General features: G+C 62.4%; 16 protein-coding genes and 2 pseudogenes. 4 read left to right on the top strand and 14 right to left on the bottom strand.

Translation table 11 applies throughout. From position 1 onward, the window contains the following. Window positions 1-25: 25 nt before the first annotated feature. Window positions 26-580: a cob(I)yrinic acid a,c-diamide adenosyltransferase gene (locus HWE17_RS05350; protein ID WP_176388068.1), complete on the top strand. Its 555-nt coding sequence runs from the start codon at window positions 26-28 to the stop codon at window positions 578-580. Between the two features lie 50 nt (window positions 581-630). Here HWE17_RS05350 and HWE17_RS05345 read toward each other — a convergent pair whose 3' ends face one another. The 12 genes from HWE17_RS05345 to HWE17_RS05290 form a co-directional block, all read right to left on the bottom strand. Next, window positions 631-831: a hypothetical protein gene (locus HWE17_RS05345; RefSeq protein ID WP_176388067.1), complete on the bottom strand. Its 201-nt coding sequence runs from the start codon at window positions 829-831 to the stop codon at window positions 631-633. An 83-nt stretch (window positions 832-914) separates the two neighbouring features. Next, window positions 915-1,115, bottom strand: coding sequence for a hypothetical protein (locus tag HWE17_RS05340; protein WP_035824671.1), 201 nt, complete (start codon window positions 1,113-1,115; stop codon window positions 915-917). 89 nt (window positions 1,116-1,204) lie between these two features. Beyond that, window positions 1,205-1,396: a hypothetical protein gene (locus tag HWE17_RS05335; RefSeq protein WP_176388066.1), complete on the bottom strand. Its 192-nt coding sequence runs from the start codon at window positions 1,394-1,396 to the stop codon at window positions 1,205-1,207. A gap of 30 nt (window positions 1,397-1,426) precedes the next feature. Further along, window positions 1,427-1,807: a glutaredoxin family protein gene (locus tag HWE17_RS05330; protein ID WP_255206125.1), complete on the bottom strand. Its 381-nt coding sequence runs from the start codon at window positions 1,805-1,807 to the stop codon at window positions 1,427-1,429. 82 nt (window positions 1,808-1,889) lie between these two features. Then, window positions 1,890-2,075 (bottom strand): hypothetical protein, encoded by a 186-nt coding sequence (locus HWE17_RS05325; protein WP_176388065.1) that lies wholly within the window; start codon window positions 2,073-2,075, stop codon window positions 1,890-1,892. A 284-nt stretch (window positions 2,076-2,359) separates the two neighbouring features. Continuing rightward, on the bottom strand, window positions 2,360-3,508 hold the full coding sequence (locus HWE17_RS05320; RefSeq protein ID WP_255206124.1) for a cytochrome-c peroxidase: 1,149 nt from the start codon (window positions 3,506-3,508) through the stop codon (window positions 2,360-2,362). A gap of 25 nt (window positions 3,509-3,533) precedes the next feature. Beyond that, entirely contained in the window at window positions 3,534-6,083 is a 2,550-nt protein-coding gene (locus tag HWE17_RS05315) for a TonB-dependent receptor plug domain-containing protein (protein WP_176388064.1), read from the bottom strand. Between the two features lie 212 nt (window positions 6,084-6,295). Next, window positions 6,296-8,368: an FUSC family protein gene (locus tag HWE17_RS05310; RefSeq protein WP_176388063.1), complete on the bottom strand. Its 2,073-nt coding sequence runs from the start codon at window positions 8,366-8,368 to the stop codon at window positions 6,296-6,298. 155 nt (window positions 8,369-8,523) lie between these two features. Further along, a complete protein-coding gene (locus HWE17_RS05305) occupies window positions 8,524-9,492 on the bottom strand; it encodes an IS1595 family transposase (RefSeq protein ID WP_176388062.1) in 969 nt (322 codons plus the stop codon). Between the two features lie 135 nt (window positions 9,493-9,627). Continuing rightward, window positions 9,628-11,496 (bottom strand): 1-deoxy-D-xylulose-5-phosphate synthase, encoded by a 1,869-nt coding sequence (dxs, locus tag HWE17_RS05300; protein ID WP_176388061.1) that lies wholly within the window; start codon window positions 11,494-11,496, stop codon window positions 9,628-9,630. Next, window positions 11,497-12,408 carry a polyprenyl synthetase family protein gene (locus tag HWE17_RS05295; RefSeq protein WP_255206123.1) on the bottom strand — a complete coding sequence of 304 codons (912 nt, stop codon included), beginning with the start codon at window positions 12,406-12,408 and terminating at the stop codon, window positions 11,497-11,499. Next, the gene (locus tag HWE17_RS05290) at window positions 12,405-12,656 is read right to left on the bottom strand and encodes an exodeoxyribonuclease VII small subunit (RefSeq protein WP_046683420.1); all 252 of its coding nucleotides are present in this window, start codon (window positions 12,654-12,656) and stop codon (window positions 12,405-12,407) included. Before HWE17_RS05290 ends, HWE17_RS05295 begins: the two co-directional genes overlap by 4 nt. Before the next feature lie 405 nt (window positions 12,657-13,061). On the opposite strand from HWE17_RS05290, the gene HWE17_RS05285 reads away from it, so the two are divergent. Then, window positions 13,062-14,162 carry an aromatic ring-hydroxylating dioxygenase subunit alpha gene (locus tag HWE17_RS05285; protein WP_035824656.1) on the top strand — a complete coding sequence of 367 codons (1,101 nt, stop codon included), beginning with the start codon at window positions 13,062-13,064 and terminating at the stop codon, window positions 14,160-14,162. Window positions 14,163-14,216: 54 nt separating this feature from the next. Further along, window positions 14,217-14,609: pseudogene (locus HWE17_RS28940) on the top strand (EamA family transporter); the annotation flags it as partial. Here HWE17_RS28940 and HWE17_RS28935 read toward each other — a convergent pair. Next, a pseudogene (locus tag HWE17_RS28935) lies at window positions 14,564-14,659 on the bottom strand (hypothetical protein); the annotation flags it as partial. The pseudogenes HWE17_RS28940 and HWE17_RS28935 overlap by 46 nt on opposite strands. A 494-nt stretch (window positions 14,660-15,153) precedes the next feature. On the opposite strand from HWE17_RS28935, the gene HWE17_RS05275 reads away from it, so the two are divergent. After that, window positions 15,154-16,005 (top strand): sulfurtransferase, encoded by an 852-nt coding sequence (locus tag HWE17_RS05275; protein WP_176388060.1) that lies wholly within the window; start codon window positions 15,154-15,156, stop codon window positions 16,003-16,005. 45 nt (window positions 16,006-16,050) lie between these two features. On the opposite strand, the gene HWE17_RS05270 is transcribed toward HWE17_RS05275, so the two are convergent. Further along, window positions 16,051-17,787, bottom strand: coding sequence for an ABC-F family ATP-binding cassette domain-containing protein (locus HWE17_RS05270; protein ID WP_176388059.1), 1,737 nt, complete (start codon window positions 17,785-17,787; stop codon window positions 16,051-16,053). Between the last annotated feature and the right edge of the window lie 222 nt (window positions 17,788-18,009).

Here is an 18,009-nt window from a genome sequence, read left to right as displayed (position 1 = left end):
CATTCTTCTTTACAGGATCGACATCATGGGCAACCGACTTTCGAAAATCGCCACGCGCACGGGCGACAATGGCAGCACCGGCCTGGGCGACGGCAGCCGCACCAGCAAGGACAGCGCCCGCATCCACGCCATGGGCGACGTGGACGAACTCAATTCGAATCTGGGATTGCTGCTGTGCGAAGCCATGCCCGACGCCTTGCGCGACGAGCTGGTGGCCATCCAGCACGACCTGTTCGACCTGGGCGGCGAAATCTGCATCCCCGGCTACCAGCTGATCAAGGAAGAGCACGTGCTGCGCCTCGACGACCTGCTGGCGAAATACAATGCGGACTTGCCGGCGCTCTCCGAATTCATCCTGCCGGCCGGCTCGCGCGCCGCCTCGCTCGCGCATGTATGCCGCACCGTGTGCCGCCGCGCCGAGCGCAGCATCGTCGCGCTGGCCAATGCGGAAGCCCTGCACGAACATCCGCGCCAGTACGTGAACCGCCTGTCCGACCTGCTGTTCGTGCTGTCGCGCGTGCTCAACCGCTTTGCCGGCGGCAGCGACGTGCTGTGGCGGCATGACCGCACGCGGGGTTAAAGCGGCCTATGCCGGCCTGGCCAGCGTACTGGCCAGCCGGCAATCATCATTTACGGCAAGTATGGATCGCAGCTTTTAGTGCACATCCGGTGAATCTTGGTGCACGCGCCTGGTGCGGTCGGATGATCCGTCATGCACTGCACCAGATCGTCGTCACACTGCGCATAGCATTCCGGCTCGCCGCCGCCGGCGATCGCATACGAGGCGCTGACGCCCATGGCAAACAAAAAGAAACCCAGCTTTTTGAACATAAGTACTCCTTTGTAGAAACGAGGGACTGCGGACGGATGAGGTGATTCAGCCAGACCTTCCAGGATACTGGCAGGCCGGTAATTTACGGCAAGTCTGGAGCGCAGCGGTCATTGCACAGCATGTATGCCTTATTGCAGATACCTGGCGACATCGGATTTTTAATCATGCACTGCTCCAGATTGTCATCGCAGGTGAGATAGCATTCCAAATCGCCGCCGCCAGCGATCGCATACGAGGCGCTGACGCCCATGGCAAACAAAAAGAAACCCAGTTTTTTGAACATAAGCACTCCTGTTGAATTGACAGACGATGAGCAACAGCCATGGCGCGCCGTCTCTTACGCGCCATCGATAAGCTGGTATTGTCTCCGCGTCAAGGACGCGGTGGATGCAGGCATTCCTTCTGGCAAGCCTGATAATTTTCCATGCAGGCCGGCTGGCCGAATTCCACGCAATCGAGCAGGTTGCGTTCGCAGACAAAGGTGCAGTCAGGGCCAAAGGCCTGGGCACTGAAGGACAGCGCGGCGCCGGCGGCAAACAGGAACGCGGCAATCTTTTTGAACATGGTCAGCCTTTCAAGTTAACAATTGAAACGTCAGATTTTCTTCAGCGCCGCTTCCAGCGCGCCCGTATTGAAACCCTGGATCTTGCGGTTGCCGATCAACACCACGGGCACGCCGCCGCCACCGAGTGCTTCATGGGCTTTTCGTGCTTCCGGGGATTTTTCGATATCAAGATCGACGAAATCGATCTTGTTCTCCTTGAAGTACGCGCGCGTCTTGGCGCAATAGCCGCACCAGTCCGTGCCGTACAGCACCACTTTCGTCTGGGCGTTCGGGAAATACGCGGCGTAATTGCCCTCTGTGTAATTCGACTTGAGCAAGCCGGGCAACAGGGACAGGCCATAACCGCTGCCCAGGCCGGCGGCCAGTATCAAGCCATACATGGCGATGGTTTTAATTTTTTTCTGCATCATAAGTATTGTCAGAGGCGTCAAGAATCGAGGGCGACCGGTGCAGCATGCGCTTGCCGGCCGCCTCGCAATGCAAAAACAGCTATCAGGCGCCGGTTTGGCAGGCTCTCAGGCAGGCTTTGTAATTGTTGCTGCACAATGGGGATCTGTCGCCATACATCATCTTGCATTCCCGCAGTTCCTCCTCGCAGCTATAGCAGTCGATATCGGAAGCGATGGCATAGGAAGCGCTCAGTCCCAAGGTAAAAATAAACGCGGCAATCTTTTTCATTTACTACTCTCCATGTTGGCGATGGCATCAGGCAAAGCCGGCAATCGCGTCAGATCAGTCGTAAAAAATCCATACAGATTTCGTCTTTGCTTGCTACGAAAACGAATATAGACCGCACTTATTTTAGAGTCAACGTTTCCTTTCGATAAATTTCCAGTTAGGAAAATATATCGGGAAAGCCCGTGAAATGTGGAATTTGGAGAGATTGGCAGGCGTCAAACGTCTATACAATATCGGCGCCGCATGCAGGAAAAGGCCGGTTGCGGGCGCAACCGGCCGAGCGGCTACAGCACTTCGAGAAAACTCTTCAGCGCGATGATTTCCTCGGATGTCAGCTGCAATTGCTGCAGCAAGGGCGAGGTAACGGGAAACTTCGGATCGGCCGCCTGTTCGGCGTTGCGCGGCACGGGGCGCGACATGCCCGCGTTGTACATGTTCAGCAAGCCCACCATCTGCGGGAACAGGCCATTGTGCATCCACGGCCCCGATTGTGCCACGCCGCGCAAGCCGGGCGTGCGGAACTTGCCCACGTCCTCATCCTTGCCCGTCACCAGGTAGCGTCCCAGGTCTTCATATTTCTTGCGCCCGTAATACGTCAGTCCCAGGTTGTGAAATTGCTGGTCCGTCAGCATGGCGCTGCTGTGGCACGTCATGCAGCGCGCCTTGGTGCGGAACAGATGCAGACCCAGCAGTTCGCGGTCGTTCAAGTCCGTGCGCCGGCCCTCCAGGAAAGTATCGAAGCGCGTGACGGGCGGCAGCACCGTGCGCTGGTAGTCGGCCAGCGCCGTCAGGATGCGCGGCAGGGTCACGCCGGCCCCCTCGCCAAAGGCGGCGTCGAACTGCGCCGGGTAATCGTCCAGTTTGGCCAGCTTGGCCGCCAGGGCTGGCACGTCCATGGCCATCTCGTCCGGATGCTGCAAGGGGCCCAGCGCCTGCTCTTCGAGGGTGGCCGCGCGGCCGTCCCAGAACAGCGGCTTGAGCTGGCCCACGCCCAGCAAGCCAGGCGCATTGCGCTGTCCCAGTCGTCCTTCGTGGCCGACGGAGGTACGCTTGCTGTCGGCAAAGCTGTGGGCCGGACTGTGGCAGCTGATGCAAGCCACCGCGTTCGAGCGCGACAAGCGTGGATCGTTGAACAGGCGCTGCCCCAGCGACGCCACGGCCGGCGCCACCTGCGGTGCGGGCATGGCCGAGACGGGTGCCATTTCCTGCGGCGTGACGCCATCAGCCACCTGCGGCCGGGGCCAGCTGGCGATGGGCTGCGCGTACGTCTGCCGCAGGCACGCCATGTCCCAGCCCTTGTCCGCCGCGCAGGCCACGCTGGCGGGCACGGCATCGCTGGCGCGGCCATCCATGCTTATCATCAGGCCCGCGCCGCCCACCAGCAAGGCGGCCACGGCGAAGGTGGTTTTTTTCAGGTGGGATGCGATGCTCATGCGCCTGCCGTCATGGTCGTTGTCATCAGAAGCGGTAACCGAGTTCCAGCGTGAACTGGCGGCCTTTTTCATACACCAGCGCGGTAGCGGACTGATACAGCGGGTTGGTGCGGTTGGTGAGGTTTTCAATGCCCAGGTTGACGAATCCTTCGCCCGGGCCCGTTTTCGGCAATGCATATTGCACGCGCATGTCCCAGCTGATGGACTTGCCCACCGTGATGTCCTTGAAAACCGTCGCCACGCCACCGTCGAACATCAGCGATTCGCCCGTTGTCACCATGCCCGTTTCCGGACCCCGCACGCGGAAGAAATTATCCACTTTCAGGCGGTAGGCAGGCACGTCCGTCGACAGCAGCAGGCGCGCCGTCCAGGGCCGGTTGTAATTATTCGCCGGGCGGTCGATCCAGCGCACAAACTTGCCCTGGTAATAGATGTAGTCATCGAGTTCGCCGGCGAGATTGCTCAGAGTGTCATCGTAGCTGGCGTGCGACGAACGGGTGCGCGTGTGGTCATAGGCGAACTGCACCTGCGTGCTGCTGCCGCCCCAGCGCAGCGGACGCGCCGTTTCGGCCGCCAGCGTCCACACCTTGCTGTCGGTGCTGCCAATATTATCCCAATAATAATGGGCGGCCGATTCCAGGTGCTGCACGATTTCGTCGCGCCCCTCGCGCAGCACGCGCTTGGCGCTCCACTTCACGCCGCCCCAAAGATGGCTGACGCCCAGCATTTTTTCATCCGTGTACGGCGTTTTCATGTCGCCCAGCTGGTACCAGGTCCAGTTGGTGGCCATCTCGGGCGCGGCCCAGTCTTTCAGCAGGCCGCCCGACAGGGTGCGCGTCTGCGCCTTCGTCTGCAGTGCCAGGCGCTTCGAGTTGGCATAAAAATCGAAGAAATTGCGGCCATAGTAGCGGTTGGCGCCCACTTCGACCTGCGTCGTGCCCTTGCCCGCCACGTCCCAGAACGCCGACAGGCGCGGCGCGATGCTCGACTTGGGCGACAGGTCGTCGCTGTCGTAACGCGCGCCCAGGCGCAGGCGCACATTGCCGGCCCGGATATCGTCCTGCAAAAAGGCACCGCGCGTCTTGTTGCTCAGCTCATAGCCGCCCGCGTAATAAATGACGCGCGACGACAGGTATTGGCCGCGCACATTTGAGGCCGCGTTCCAGGGCGTCGCCAGGGAACAGTATTGCGTATCGACGCCGCCCACCATATTGCAGGTGCTGGTATTGACCGACGCCGTGTACTGTTCGTACGTGGTGTTGCGCTGGTAACTCGAATGCTGGGTGCCCAGTTCCAGACCCGCCTGGAAGGTGTGCGTGGCGCCCAGCAGGGCGAACGACTCCCACTTCAGCTTGCCTTGATACTGGGCGCTTTCCTGCTCCTGGTCAACGTCGCCATAGCCGCCCTCGTTGCTGGACCAGCCCGTCGCGCCCGTGCCCGTCTTGACGCCCCAGTTCTTGTTGCTCGAATAGCGCCAGCCTTTCCAGACGGTGGCATCGGCATCGCGCGAGCTGTCCATCCTGTTCCAGCTCAAACGGTGTTCCGCCGTGGCGTTGCCCAACAGCGCTATCGGGTGGGTCAGGCCCAGGTTGAGGCCATTGCCGCCGCTTTTCAAATGATACGTGCTGTTCTTCGCATTGGCGATGAAATAGTCGCCGTCTGACGGTGCATGCATGAGAGAAAAATCGGCCAGCACGCCGGGGCTGATGCTCCAGAAACCGCGCACAAAGGCGTTGTCGCTGCCGCGCCGCTGCACCTTGCGATTGGCGTCGCTTGCGCTCTGCAGGCCGTTGCCGTAACCATTCAGCGGAATTTCCGAGGTCTTGCGGATGAAGCTGCCGATCAGGCTGAAATTCTCCGTCACCTTGCCCTGCAGCGCGGCGCGGTACGTCCATTTCTCGAATTCCGGCTGCAAGTCGGCCGTGGCCGAGTTGGCAGCGCTTTCCCGCTGCGCGTCGCTGAGTTTGTACTTCATCCACGCCGAGCGCGTGCTTTCGACCGACACCTGGCCGGCCAGCTTGCGCGCGGGCGCGCAGGTATTGGCATTGACGACGCCGCCCTTGAAACGGCCATATTCGGCGCCGATGTTCGAGTCGAGCACCGTCACATCGCACAGCAGACTGGTATCGACTGCAAAGCCCTGGCTGGCCGACGGCGGCGTGGTGAGATTGGCAGGATTGTTGCTGCCCGGGCCGATATCGTTGTTGAGCGACATGCCATCCATCTGGTACAGATTGTCGTAGAACTTGGCGCCATTGATGCTGATGTCGGCTGGCGCCAGCTCGCCCTGGGTGGCGGAGGCTTGCTGCTTGTTATCGAATTGCACGCTGGGATTGATACGCAACAAACTGGTGATATTGCCGTCGATTCCATTCATGGCTTCGATCTGGCGCTTGTCCAGGCGCTGTTCGCCCACGGATTCGCGCTCGGCCTGCAAACGCACTTCGGGCAGCACTTGCGGCGTGGATTCTTCGCTGTCGGTGTCGGCGGCAAAAACACATGGCGTGACGGCGCTGGCGCCAAAGGCCAGGCTGATGGCCAACACGGACTGGCGCACGGTAAGAATGGAAGACATGGAAACCTTGCAACTGCGGATGAGAAGGCGGCAGTCTCATGATGCCGTCCTTCACTCGCGTCGCCAGTGTCGCCTTCTCATGCTGCCAGTCACAAATGATAACGATTACCATTTGCATTTACAATGCAGGAAAATCAAGACTCGGCCGTTTTTTTGACATGGGTAAAAATTTCAGCCGTCTTGTTGCATCCTCACCACGCCTGCTTTGTCATTCAGGCGCCTGACGCCACGCCACCTGGCTGCGCTTGCGCCAGCACATGCTCGCGCAGCAAGCCGCGCAGCAGCTGCACCTGGGCCACGGCATCGGCTTGCAGCGGCGTCAGGCTGTCGGCAAGACACGGGCCAGGCGCGCCGGCAGTGGCTTCACCGCGCAGCAGCGCATCGATTTCCCCGCTGACCTCGGCAATCCACCGTTGCAATGCCGGCGGCGCCGGCTCGGCCTGGGGACTCAGGCTGATGCGCGCCGTGCTGCCTGCCACGCGGCGCAGCAGCGGCAAGGTGCGCAGCGCCGCCAGGCCCACGCCACTGCTGCGGTCCAGGCGGCGCTCGATGCGCAAGCGCTGCAGCACCTGTTCCGCGTTATTGCTGGCCAGCCCCGCCTCGCGGCGCAGGCGCGCGATGGCGCTGTCCCATTTACCACCGGCGGCCAGCACGGCCAGCAAGTATTTCAGGTTGGCCGACACGGCTTGCGCCAGGCGTTGATCCAGGTCGTCCGCCTCGCGGTCCGGCCACAGGAAAAACGTGGCCAGCAAGGCCAGCACGCAGCCGAGCACATTGTTGCCGAGGCGGCTCATGGCATACACCATCTCGCTGGCCGGCGCCGCATAGTCGGCCACCAGCACGAAGGCGGGCGTCATGAACAGCACGTGCAGGCTGTAGCTGACACGGCGCAAGGCCATGGTGGCAACGATCAAGGGAAACACCACCAGCGAGATGCCCAGCGGTGTGTAAATGGCCAGGCCGATCAGCACGGCCAGCACGGCGCCCAGCACGCTGCCCGCGACCCGTTCGATGCCGCGCGGCCAGGTGGTCGACACGGACGGCTGCAGTATCAGCAAGGTCGCCATCGTGGCCCAGTAGCCGAACGGAATATGCAAGGCCTCGACCAGCAGGAAGCCGGCCGTCGTCGCCAGCGACACGCGCGCCGCATGGCGCCAGCTCAGCGACTGCGGCGTGGCGTTGACTTTCGCCGTTTGCCAGGCCTGCCCCAGCGCCAGGAAAGCGGCCTCGCGCCACGGCAGCTGCGCCGCGCGCGGCAAGCCCAGTTCCATGAAATCCACGTTCAGGCGCAAGGGCAGCAAGGCGCCCAGCGCCGCTTCCAGGCGCCGTCCGCAGCCCGCCAGGCGGCGCTGCAATGCCAGCGGCGGCGTTGCCGGCTGGCGCTGCACGGCTTGCCCCAGGCGGCGCAGCAGCACGGCCATCACTTCCAGGCTGCGCCGCGCGCGCGGGTCCTGGCGCAGGCGCTGCTGCTCGCGCTCGCACGTATGCGTGACGGCGATCAGATAGGCGAAGATGCGCTCGGCATCGCTGAGCGCCAGCAGCAGATTATCGTACAAGGCGCTGCGTCCCGCGCGCGCCGGGGGCACGGCGGCCAGCGCCACCCGCGCCGCTTCCAGCGCGGCGCGCGCCTGCGAGCGGTAGCTGGCGCCATGCGCGGCAACACCCGCCTGCGCGGCGCCATGTTCGAGGAAGCGCGCATTGTCGCGCGCGATGCCGGCCAGGCGCGAATACGCGGCACGGATGGCGCGTCTGGCCGGGCTGAACGGGTGGATGCGCCAGACGGTAAAACTGAGCACGGTGGCGAACAGGCAGCCGAACATGTACAGGCCCAGGAAAGGCGCCGTCTGCGTCATCGATTCCAACGGATGCGTGACCATCACCACGCAGGCCGTGGCCGCCAGGATGGCCACCTGCGCCGTGGCCGCGCCCCAGATGCGCGCCAACGCGCCGGCCCAGGAAAACAGCAGCACGGCAATGGCCGCCGCCGCCACGCCATGCCCGGCCGCCAGCGCCGTCAGGCCGCCAGCGACCGTTGACAGCAAGCCGAAGCCCACCATCGAGACGAAGCGCATGCGCCGCGTGCCAGCCGCGTCGGCCAGGCAGGTCCAGAAGGCGCCGATGGCGGCCCAGGAAAAATCGGGGTGGTCGAACAGCAGGCCCAGCAGCAGCATGGCGCTCGAGGCGCAAGCGGCCCGCAGTCCCTCGGACAGATTCGTTTCATCGATGGCCAGGCTGACCATCCACAGGGGACGGCGCTGCGCCAGCTTGTCGGTATAGGCGTGCATGCCCGTCAGCCAGCGGCCGGCCAGTGCGCGCGTACGGCGGTGAAGTTTCCTGAAGTGCAAGTTGGACTTTGAGAAGGTATCAAAGCGTCATCGTAGCATTCCCCGGCAGAAAATGCTGCAGTGCAGCGTAAAATTCCTGCGAACGAAAAAAAAGGCTATGTCACCGTCAAATGTGGGAATGCGCCCAGCGTTGCTTTCAATAACGTTTCCGGTGAGCGGATACGCCTGGCGTCGAGTATCCAGCGCCATCCCAGGTAGTTCGGCAGGTAGCGCGTCGCCACGCCATGAAACGGACCCAGCCATTGCCGCAAACGGCTGTGATAGGCATTGACGTTCTGCACATGGGCGGCGCCCTGCACGCGGATGCCGGCGCGCAAGTTGACGGCCTGGTGGCTGATGCCCGCTTCCCTCGCAAAGGCCCGGTAGGCGGCATGGCCATCAGTCACCAGCAGCACGTCCTTGTCGATAACGGGTAACAAGCAATGATGCAGCTGCGCTTTCGTCAATGCCCCTTTTCCCGTGACAAAATCGAGCGTCTGCCCCGTGCGGTCGCGTGCCACCAGGATGCAGACCTGTTCATTGGAAATGCCGCGCTTGTGGGCATGGCCGCCCCGGCGGCGCGCCGGACGCGTCATGTTTTTGGATCCCTTTTCCGATTCCAGCAGATATAACTCGTCGGCTTCGGCAATGCCATGCAGACCATGCGGTCTGTCCGTCTTTGCCAACGACAAAAACCGGTGGCGCCAGCGGAACGTCGTGTTGCGGTGTACGCCCAGCTGTAACGCCGCCTTGCGCACGGAATCCGATGCCAGCAGGGAATCGGCATAATCGAGCCACAGCGCCTTGTGGCGCAAGCGGGCCAGCGGCGTGCCCGTCAAGGCATTGAAGGTGCGGCCGCAGGACACGCAGCGGTAGCGCTGCAGGCCGTGCGCATGGCCATGCCGGTGCAAGTGGTCTGAATGGCAGGCGGGACAGGCCAATCGCGGTTGGGCCACACTTTCCAGCAGCGCGACGGTCGCGTCGTGTGGCGCGCTGCCACACAGCAGGGCAATGCTTGCTTGCCGCTGACGCTGGCTCAACTGAGCAAACTGCGCAATCAAGGTGATCCATTCGGCTGGCCGCATGATCTGCTCCTGCAGGGTGGGTATGCAGAGTCAGACAGCACGGTCACAGGAAGATTCCGGCATTTCCCCTACTTGCCGATGACAGAGCCAAAAAAAAGCGGCACCGCAGTGCCGCTTTTCAATATGCAGGCAAACTTAGCTGACGGCGGCCAGGCGCGGCTGCGTGCCGCCAAAACGCTGCTCGATCGACGCGGCGATGCCGGTGGCATCGAGACCCACGCTTTTCAGCAACTGCACGGGGTCGCCATGGTCGATAAAGACGTCGGGCAAGCCCAGCATCAAAATCGGCTTGACGATCCCTTCCGCCGCCAGCGCTTCGGCCACGGCCGAACCGGCGCCGCCCATGATGCAGCCCTCTTCCACCGTCACCAGATAATCGTGATCAAGAGCAAGCTGCTTCACCAGCGCCACGTCGAGCGGCTTGACGAAGCGCATGTTGGCGACCGTCGCGTCGAGCTTATCGCCCGCCGCCACGCTCGGCGCCACCATCGAGCCGAAGGCCAGGATGGCGATGCGCTTGCCGTGGCGCTTGATCTCGCCCTTGCCGATTTCAATGCTGGTCAGTTCCGGCACGATGGCCGCGCCGGCGCCGGCGCCGCGCGGATAGCGGATGGCGGCCGGGCCCGGATAGTGGTAACCCGTGGTGAGCATCTGGCGGCATTCGTTTTCGTCCGACGCGGCCATGACGACCATGTTCGGGATGCAGCGCAGGAACGCCATGTCGTAATTGCCCGCGTGCGTGGCGCCATCGGCGCCCACGAGGCCGGCGCGGTCCAGCGCAAACGTCACGTCCAGGTTTTGCAGGGCCACATCGTGGATCAATTGATCGTAGGCGCGCTGCAGAAACGTGGAATAGATGGCCACGACGGGTTTCAAGCCTTCGCAAGCCAGGCCCGCGCCAAAGGTCACGGAATGCTGCTCGGCGATGCCGACGTCGAAATAGCGGTTCGGGAATTGCTGTTCGAACTTGACCATGCCCGAACCTTCGCGCATGGCCGGCGTGATGCCCACCAGGCGCTTGTCATGCGCGGCCATGTCGCACAGCCAGTTGCCGAACACTTCCGTGTACGTCATCTTGGCCGGCGCCGTGGCCGGCTTGATGCCTTCCGCCGGATTGAACTTGCCCGTGCCGTGGTACAGGATCGGCTCCGCCTCGGCCAGCTTGTAACCTTGCCCCTTCTTGGTGACCACGTGCAGGAATTGCGGGCCCTTCAGTTGCTTGATGTTTTGCAAAGTCGGGATCAGCGAATCGAGGTCGTGGCCATCGATGGGGCCGATATAGTTAAAACCGAATTCCTCGAACATGGTGGCGGGCACGACCATGCCTTTGGCATGCTCTTCAAAGCGCTTCGCCAGCTCCAGCACGGGGCCGGGCAAGACGGACTTGCCGACATTTTTCGCGGCCGCATAGAACTGGCCCGACATCAAGCGCGCCAGGTGACGGTTCAGCGCGCCGACGGGCGGCGAGATCGACATGTCGTTGTCGTTCAGGATCACCAGCAGGTTGACGTCTTCTTGCACGCCCGCATTGTTCATCGCCTCGAAGGCCATGCCGGCCGTCATCGAGCCGTCGCCGATCACGGCGATCGCGTGCAGCGGGTCGCCCTTGATCTTGGCGGCCTGGGCCATGCCCAGCGCGGCCGAGATCGACGTCGACGAATGCGCCGTGCCGAAGGTGTCGTATTCGCTCTCGTCGCGTTTCGGGAAGCCGGAAATGCCATCCTTCTGGCGCAGGGTGTGCATGCGCTCGCGGCGGCCCGTGAGGATCTTGTGCGAATAGGTCTGGTGGCCCACGTCCCACACGATGCGGTCGTGCGGCGTGTTGAACACGTAATGCAGCGCGACGGTCAGCTCGACCGTGCCCAGGTTGGACGACAGGTGGCCGCCCGTCTTGGAAACGGAATCGAGCAGGAAGCCGCGCAATTCCTGCGCCAGCGGCACCAGTTGCGAGCGGGCCAGCTTGCGCACTTGCGCTGGTTCATTGATGGTTTCTAACAGTTTCATTTATGCCTTCCGCTGCACGACCAGGTCTGCCAGCTCGCGCAGACGGCGTGCCTTGTCCCCGAATGGCGCCAGCGCCGCATGGGCGTCGCACCGCAATTGTTCTGCCAGGGCTCTCGATGGTTCCAGCCCCAGTATCGATACGTAAGTGGGCTTGTTGGCGGCCGCATCCTTGCCTGCCGTCTTGCCCAGGGTGGCCGAATCGGCCGTGGCGTCGAGCACGTCGTCGACCACCTGGAACGCCAGCCCGACGGCGCGCGCATACGCGTTCAGCGCCGTCATGTCGTCGGGTGTCAAGTCCTTGCCGGCCAGCGCGCCGAGAATCACGGCCGCGCGCAGCAAGGCGCCCGTTTTCAGTTGATGCATCTGTTCCAGCTGCGGCAAGGTCAAGGCCAGGCCGACGCTGTCGAGGTCGATCGCCTGGCCGCCGCACATGCCGCTAGACCCGGAAGCCTGTGCCAGCAGGCGCACCATGGCCATTTGCCGCGCCGGCGGAATGGCCGCGCCTTCGGCCAGCAGCATGAAGGCCTGCGATTGCAGGGCGTCGCCGACCAGCAGGGCCGTCGCTTCATCGTAGGCGATGTGCACGGTGGGTTTGCCACGGCGCAAGGCATCATCATCCATGCACGGCATGTCGTCATGCACGAGCGAATACACGTGAATCATTTCCAGCGCGCAAGCGGCGCGCGCGAGGGTATCTTGATCGGCATCAAACAATTCGCCAGCCGCCATCACCAGCAGCGGACGCACGCGCTTGCCGCCACCGAGCAGCGCATAGCGCATGGCCGCGTGCAGCTTGTGCGGCACGACGTCCGCCGCCGGCAGGAACTGGTCGAGCCGAGCTTCCACGCCGGACTGGGTCGCTTGCATCCAGTCGCCGAAGGTCACGCCGTCTTGTTGCACGCTGGCCATCATTGAGCGGCCTCGCCGGCATCCACGAACGGTTTCAACATGTCGCCTTCGAGTACTTTCACCTGCGCTTCGACACTGTCGAGCTGGGTAGCGCAATACTTGACCAGTTCCGAGCCGCGCTGGTAGGCCGCGACCGATGCTTCCAGCGGCAACTGGCCCGCTTCCATTTGCGTTACCAGCTGCGCCAGTTCCGCCATCGCCTCTTCAAACGAGGCCGGCGCTGCGGCAGCGGCAGTTAATTTCTTCGACATAGACTCAGATCTCTTCGTGGCACGAGGGGCTTGTAGGGAGACGCCGGGGATTCCCGGCCAGCATAGAAGCGTTATTTTAGAACAAACCACACTATTAAGTGAAAACTAAAGCGCAATCGGCGCGCTCAAAGTCAATAGCGTTGCCAGCTTGGCAGTGAATTTTAGCGCAATCGCCCCCATCTACCGGAAATTGCGCGCCAAATGACAATGTTTCTCATTAAAGTCATTATTTGCCGGGGGGTTTGGCAATGCCGAGGCCGATACGCGCTATAATCGCCGGTTCTGTCCGAAATACCGTTTCAACAAATTTGAATTCAGGTCTTTGCGGATTCTTTCTCTCTGTAGCGGCTGCCCAGGGAATGGCCTGGGGCACTGCTGACCGTTGTACATTTATGGGGGGTTGGGATGTCCGATCTGGCTACTCACGCCAAGCTGGCGCGCTCAAACGCGCAACTTCCGGTCCACGTCTATTTTGACGAAACGCTGTTGCAGCGTGAAATGCAGCAATTGTTCCAAGCCGGCCCGCGCTATGTCGGGCATGAGCTGATGGTGCCGGAAACCGGCGATTTTGCGACCCTGGCGTCTGAGAACGAAGGGCGCATGCTCGTGCGCAACGCCAATGGCATCGAAGTGCTGTCCAACGTGTGCCGCCACCGGCAGGCGCTGATGTTCAATGGCCGCGGCAATGCAAACAACATCGTCTGCCCGCTGCACCGCTGGACCTACGACCTCAAGGGCGAACTGATCGGCGCGCCGCATTTCCCCGAGACGCCGTGCCTGAACCTGTCGAAAACGCCGCTGCAAAGCTGGAATGGCTTGCTGTTCGAGCAAAATGGCTACAACGTAATGGAAAAATTGAAAGATTTGTCCGTCTCGAAAGAACTCGATTTTTCCGGCTATATGTTCGACCACGTGGAAATCCACGAGTGCGACTATAACTGGAAAACCTTCATCGAAGTCTATCTGGAAGACTATCACGTCGAACCGTTCCATCCGGGCCTGGGCAGCTTCGTCAGCTGCGACGACCTGCGCTGGGAGTTCGGCAAGGATTACAGCGTGCAAACCGTGGGCGTGCACCGCGGCTTGCAGCAGGCCGGCTCGCCCGCCTACAAGAAGTGGCAGGAGCAGGTGCTGCAATTCCGTGGCGGCGAAGCGCCACCGTATGGCGCCATCTGGCTGACCCTGTATCCGAACATCATGGTGGAATGGTATCCGCACGTGCTGATCGTCTCGACCCTGTGGCCCGACGGTCCGCAAAAGACGCGCAACGTGGTGGAGTTCTATTATCCGGAAGAAATCGTGCTTTTCGAGCGCGACTTCGTCGAAGCGGAACGGGCCGCCTACATGGAAACTTGCGTCGAGGACGATGAAATCGCCCTGCGCATGGATGCCGGCCGCAAGGCCCTGATGGCGCGCGGCGTGAGCGAAGTGGGCCCTTACCAGTCGCCCATGGAAGACGGCATGCAGCATTTCCACGAGTGGTACCGCAATAATATCGAACTATAATTCCCTCCAGGGCCGCATTGCGCGGCCTTTTCTTTTTCATCGTCAGGATTTCTCATGCAATCGCTTTGGATGCTATTTGCCAGTTTCATGTTCGCCATCATGGGAGTGTGCGTCAAACTGGCGTCGGATATGTATTCGACGTCCGAAATCGTCATGTACCGCGGCATCATCGGCATGACCGTCATGAGCTGCACGATTTTGTACCAGGGCGGCAGTTTTAAAACCACGATGCCGGGCCAGCATCTGTGGCGCGGCGTGGTGGGCGTGATCGCCCTGTGGCTGTGGTTTTATGCCATCGCCATCCTGCCGCTGGCCACGGCCATGACCCTGAACTATATGGCGCCCATCTGGATCGCCGTGATCCTGCTGGCCGGCGGCTGGTGGAAAGCAACAAAACAAGTCGAGTGGCCGCTGGTGGCGGCCATTGCCATGAGCTTTGTCGGCGTGACCCTGCTGCTGCAACCCGTGTTCGAAACGGACCAGGCGGCCGGCGCCATCACGGCCTTGATTTCCGGCATGCTGTCGGCCCTCGCCTATTTGCAGGTGCGCAAGCTGGGCTTGCTGGGCGAACCCGAATACCGGGTCGTGTTTTATTTCTCGGTCGTCAACTTCCTGGCCGGCGTGATCGGCCACGTGGCCAGCGCTGGCGGCGGCCCCGTCGTCTGGCACGCGCACACGAGCGGCTATGGCATCGGCTTGCTGGCCGCCATCGGCCTGTGCGCCACCATGGCGCAGATGGCCATGACGCGCGCCTATCGCCTGGGCAAGACCCTCGTGGTGGCGAACTTGCAATACACGGGCATCGTCTTTTCCAGCTTCTGGGGCGTGGTGATCTTTGGCGACCTGTTCGACTGGCACGGCTGGGCCGGCATCGGCATCATTCTCGCGTCCGGCATCGCGGCAACCTATTACAATACCCGCAACACGGCCCGTGGCGCGGCGATCGCGCGCACGGATCCGATTGCCAGCGAAGTGTAAAGGAGCATTTCCGATGTACACCACCTTGTTACAGGCCAGCGAACTGGCCGACCACCTGAATGACAGCAACTGGGTCATCCTCGATTGCCGCCACGACTTGCTCAACCCGACCGCCGGCAGCGACGCGTTTGCCGCCGGCCATATCCAGAACGCGCAGTTCGCCGATATCGACACGGCCCTGTCCGGCCCGAAGACGGCGCGCGGTGCGGCATTTACGGGACGGCATCCCTTGCCCGAGCGCAACGCCCTGCTGGCCACTCTGCGTGGCTGGGGCATCGATGACGACACGCAAGTGATCGCCTATGACGGCCAGGGCGGCATGTTCGCCGCCCGTGTGTGGTGGCTGCTGCGCTGGGTCGGCCATCCAGCCGTCGCCGTGCTCGACGGCGGCCTGGCCGCCTGGCAGGCGCAAGGCTTGCCCCTGGTCACGCCGGTGGCGCCCCGCCCTGTCGGCACCCTGACGGAAAAAGCCAGCCTGACGCGCACGGTCAGCGTGCAGGACGTCATCGCCAACCTGGAAACCCAGGCCTTGACCGTCATCGACGCGCGGGCACCCGACCGTTATCGCGGCGAAAACGAAACCATCGACCCCGTCGGCGGCCATATCCCCGGCGCGAAAAACCGTTTTTTCAAGGACAACTTGCAGGCGGACGGCCGTTTCAAAAGCGCCGATGAACTGCAGCGCGACTTCAGCGCATTGATCGCCTCGCCGCAAGCCACCATCCTGCAGTGCGGCTCCGGCGTGACGGCTTGCCACAACCTGCTGGCCCTGGAAGTGGCCGGTCTGCCTGGTGCGGCCCTGTATCCGGGCTCGTGGAGCGAATGGTGTGCCGATCCGGCGCGGCCCGTGGCGACGGGGAATTAAAAAATGGCGGACCAACTGGTCCGCCATTTTCTTACCAGTGGATAACTACGACGTTATCCCCAGCGCTTGATTCAAACGTTCCAGTTCTGCCAGCCACGCCTGCTGGCTGGCCGGCTTCTGGTGGCGCGGCTTGCGTGCCAGGTCCTCGGCCAGCAATTGCTCCAGTTCACACAAGCGCTCCAGCTGCACGTCGATGTCCGCCAGTACCGCAGACACCTGCTCCACTCTTGGCGCGGGCGTCAGCGCTTGCCCATCCTCTGCGCTCAGCCGTGCATACGCGCTGGCCGCATCCGGCCACTCTTCCAGCCCGCCATCGGCCACCACCCAAAAACGGTTGCAGGCCGTCTCGATCAGATCGCGGTCGTGCGACACCAATAAACAGCCGCCGGCAAAGCCGCGCAAGGCTAGTCCCAGTTCCGCCTTGCCCTGCATGTCCAGGTGGTTGCTCGGTTCGTCCAGCAGCAGCAAGTGGTAGCTGGCCAGGGACAAGCCCAGGAACAGCAGCCGCGCCCGCTCGCCGCCGCTCAGGGTCGCGACTGTCTGGCCATGGCGCGCATACGGAAAGCCGGCCGCAATCAAGGCCTGCTTGCGCGCCACCTGGCTGCGCGCGGCCTCGTTCTGCACGGCAAACGGATACAGGGCGTCAGGCAGGTCGGCATCATCGGCCAGCTGCTTGAGCGACTGGTCGTAGTAACCGATGTTGGCGGCGTGGTGGTAGCGCAAGTCACTGCGCTCCTCCTGTGCCTGGATCGCTTGCCAGCACAGCCGTAGCAAGGACGACTTGCCGCTGCCGTTGGCGCCCAGCAAGGCGATGCGGTCGCCCGGTTTCAGCCACAGCTGGCCGACCCGGAATAGTACGGCAGACGTGGGCACGGCGCGCACATCGAGTTCGTCCAGCGCCAGCAGCTGGTCGGCTGCCAGCGCCTTGCCGCGCAGGCGCAAACACCACGGCGCACCGTCGCTGACGAACGACTGTTCATCCTGCAGCTTGTCGATGCGCCGCTGCATGCTCTTGGCCTTGCGCGCCATGCCGACGTTATCGTAGATCTTGCCCCACAGGGCCAGGCGGGTGCTGCTGACGGCCAAGCGGTCGATTTCCTTCTGTTCGGCCGCATGGCGGGCGGCCGCGGCAAGATCGGCTTCGGCCAGCGCCGCCAGCGCGGGGCCGCACGGCAAGTCGAAGTCGTACAGGCGGCTATCGCGCAAGATCCAGCTGCGCGTGGCAACATTGTCGAGCAGGCGCTGGTCGTGCGAGACGAGGATGAAGGCACCGCGCCAGGCCAGCAGGAATTGCTCCAGCCACAGCAGCGACGGCAAGTCCAGGTGATTGCTCGGTTCGTCGAGCAGCAGCACGTTCGGCTCCTGCAGCAGGGCGCGTCCCAGCAATAATCTCGTGTGCTGGCCGCCGGACAGCGAGTGCACGGGCACTTGCGCGGTTTCTTGGTCGAAACCCAGTTCAGCCAGCAGGCTGTCGACCCGCCAATGCAGTTCCGGCTGCTCCAGCACGGGCGCCAGCAAGGCGTCGTACAGGCTCAGGTTGGCAAGTTCGGCCGGCAAATGCTGCTCCACATGCTGCAAGCGGCAAGCGCGGGCGTAGTGGATGGTGCCGGACGTGGCTTCGCGCGTGCCGCTGAGCAGACCCAGCAAGGTGGATTTGCCGCAGCCATTGTGGCCGATCAGGCCGATGCGGTCGCCCTGGCGCAAGGTAAAGGCGAGTTCATTGAACAGAAAACCGTCGTGGGTATCCAGTTGTAAAGCTTGTGTCGAGATAAGGGTAGTCATGGCTCTTGTCTTTGTTCGGGATGCAAGCATCCGCGTTAACAGGAGCGCTAACGACAACGGAGTACCAGGAAAGGACTCGTGGAGGAGGGTAACTTTGCTCTGGCCAGGTTATCGCAGCGCGATAGAACGTGGGCAAGAGCTGGCAAATGTGCTTAAAGAACGCGCATCCCATAGGGCGAGCATAAAAATTTCCATATTTTCCTCCTTTCTGTGCAAGTTAGT

It is taken from the genome of Janthinobacterium sp. BJB401, assembly GCF_013372745.1.
Taxonomy (GTDB): Bacteria; Pseudomonadota; Gammaproteobacteria; order Burkholderiales; family Burkholderiaceae_D; genus Janthinobacterium; species Janthinobacterium rivuli.
The sequence above is the reverse complement of the archived record's forward strand: the minus strand, read 5'-3'. Positions and strand labels throughout refer to the sequence as shown.

What these genes read in the sequence shown, in the direction of transcription:
- HWE17_RS05350 (WP_176388068.1), top strand. Translation starts at nt 26, where the DNA reads ATGGGCAACCGACTTTCGAAAATCGCCACGCGCACGGGCGACAATGGC.
- HWE17_RS05345 (WP_176388067.1), bottom strand. Translation starts at nt 831, where the DNA reads ATGTTCAAAAAGCTGGGTTTCTTTTTGTTTGCCATGGGCGTCAGCGCC.
- HWE17_RS05340 (WP_035824671.1), bottom strand. Translation starts at nt 1,115, where the DNA reads ATGTTCAAAAAACTGGGTTTCTTTTTGTTTGCCATGGGCGTCAGCGCC.
- HWE17_RS05335 (WP_176388066.1), bottom strand. Translation starts at nt 1,396, where the DNA reads ATGTTCAAAAAGATTGCCGCGTTCCTGTTTGCCGCCGGCGCCGCGCTG.
- HWE17_RS05330 (WP_255206125.1), bottom strand. Translation starts at nt 1,807, where the DNA reads ATGATGCAGAAAAAAATTAAAACCATCGCCATGTATGGCTTGATACTG.
- HWE17_RS05325 (WP_176388065.1), bottom strand. Translation starts at nt 2,075, where the DNA reads ATGAAAAAGATTGCCGCGTTTATTTTTACCTTGGGACTGAGCGCTTCC.
- HWE17_RS05320 (WP_255206124.1), bottom strand. Translation starts at nt 3,508, where the DNA reads ATGAGCATCGCATCCCACCTGAAAAAAACCACCTTCGCCGTGGCCGCC.
- HWE17_RS05315 (WP_176388064.1), bottom strand. Translation starts at nt 6,083, where the DNA reads ATGTCTTCCATTCTTACCGTGCGCCAGTCCGTGTTGGCCATCAGCCTG.
- HWE17_RS05310 (WP_176388063.1), bottom strand. Translation starts at nt 8,368, where the DNA reads ATGCACGCCTATACCGACAAGCTGGCGCAGCGCCGTCCCCTGTGGATG.
- HWE17_RS05305 (WP_176388062.1), bottom strand. Translation starts at nt 9,492, where the DNA reads ATGCGGCCAGCCGAATGGATCACCTTGATTGCGCAGTTTGCTCAGTTG.
- dxs (WP_176388061.1), bottom strand. Translation starts at nt 11,496, where the DNA reads ATGAAACTGTTAGAAACCATCAATGAACCAGCGCAAGTGCGCAAGCTG.
- HWE17_RS05295 (WP_255206123.1), bottom strand. Translation starts at nt 12,408, where the DNA reads ATGATGGCCAGCGTGCAACAAGACGGCGTGACCTTCGGCGACTGGATG.
- HWE17_RS05290 (WP_046683420.1), bottom strand. Translation starts at nt 12,656, where the DNA reads ATGTCGAAGAAATTAACTGCCGCTGCCGCAGCGCCGGCCTCGTTTGAA.
- HWE17_RS05285 (WP_035824656.1), top strand. Translation starts at nt 13,062, where the DNA reads ATGTCCGATCTGGCTACTCACGCCAAGCTGGCGCGCTCAAACGCGCAA.
- HWE17_RS05275 (WP_176388060.1), top strand. Translation starts at nt 15,154, where the DNA reads ATGTACACCACCTTGTTACAGGCCAGCGAACTGGCCGACCACCTGAAT.
- HWE17_RS05270 (WP_176388059.1), bottom strand. Translation starts at nt 17,787, where the DNA reads ATGACTACCCTTATCTCGACACAAGCTTTACAACTGGATACCCACGAC.